1 protein-coding gene and 1 pseudogene are annotated in these 896 nt (G+C 72.3%); both read left to right on the top strand.

Features of this window, described 5'->3' with window-relative positions; genetic code table 11:
• A pseudogene (locus CCN35_RS25765) lies at positions 1 to 243 on the top strand (DUF4350 domain-containing protein); the annotation flags it as partial.
• Positions 243 to 896 (top strand): AAA family ATPase (locus CCN35_RS25760; RefSeq protein WP_086794513.1); only part of this gene is annotated, 654 nt, incomplete at its 3' end. The pseudogene CCN35_RS25765 and the gene CCN35_RS25760, both read left to right, overlap by 1 nt.

Below are 896 nucleotides of genomic sequence, written 5' to 3'. Positions count from 1 at the left end.
GCCCGTGACCGCGCCGCCGCCGCTCTTCGCTCCGCCACCCGCACACGCCTCGCCCCCCTCGTAGGCGTCCCCGCCGCCCAGGCGCACACGCCCGAGGCCCTGCTGCCCGCCCTGTCCGCCCGGCTCGGCGACGGACAGTCCCTGCACGACCTGCTCTTCGGCCCGCCGCCCCGCGACGACGCGGCCCTTGTCTCCCTCACCGACCGACTCGACGCCCTCGAAAGAGAGGTACGCCGTCCATGATGGATCCGACCACCGACAACGCCGGGCCCACCGGGGACGCGGCCGCAGCCCGGTCGTCCCTGGAAGCCCTGCGCGCCGAGATCGCCAAGGCCGTGGTCGGCCAGGATCCCGCCGTGACCGGTCTCGTGGTCGCCCTTCTGTGCCGCGGACACGTCCTTCTCGAGGGAGTCCCCGGAGTCGCCAAGACGCTGCTCGTGCGCACCCTCGCCTCCGCCCTCGACCTCGACACCAAGCGCGTCCAGTTCACCCCCGACCTGATGCCGAGCGACGTGACCGGCTCCCTGGTCTACGACGCCCGCACCGCCGAGTTCTCCTTCCAGCCCGGCCCGGTCTTCACCAACCTCCTCCTCGCCGACGAGATCAACCGCACCCCGCCCAAGACCCAGTCGTCCCTGCTCGAGGCCATGGAGGAACGTCAGGTCACCGTCGACGGCACCCCCCGCCCGCTCCCCGATCCCTTCCTGGTCGTCGCCACCCAGAACCCGATCGAGTACGAGGGCACCTACCCCCTCCCCGAGGCCCAACTGGACCGCTTCCTGCTCAAGCTGACGATCCCTCTGCCCTCCCGCGAGGAGGAGATCAACGTCCTCACCCGCCACGCGGAGGGCTTCAACCCGCGCGACCTGCACGCCGCCGGCGTACGCCCCGTGGCC

Source organism: Streptomyces thermovulgaris, assembly GCF_002155915.1.
Taxonomy (GTDB): domain Bacteria; phylum Actinomycetota; class Actinomycetes; order Streptomycetales; family Streptomycetaceae; genus Streptomyces; species Streptomyces thermovulgaris.
This window is presented reverse-complemented; position numbering and strand designations above follow the sequence as displayed.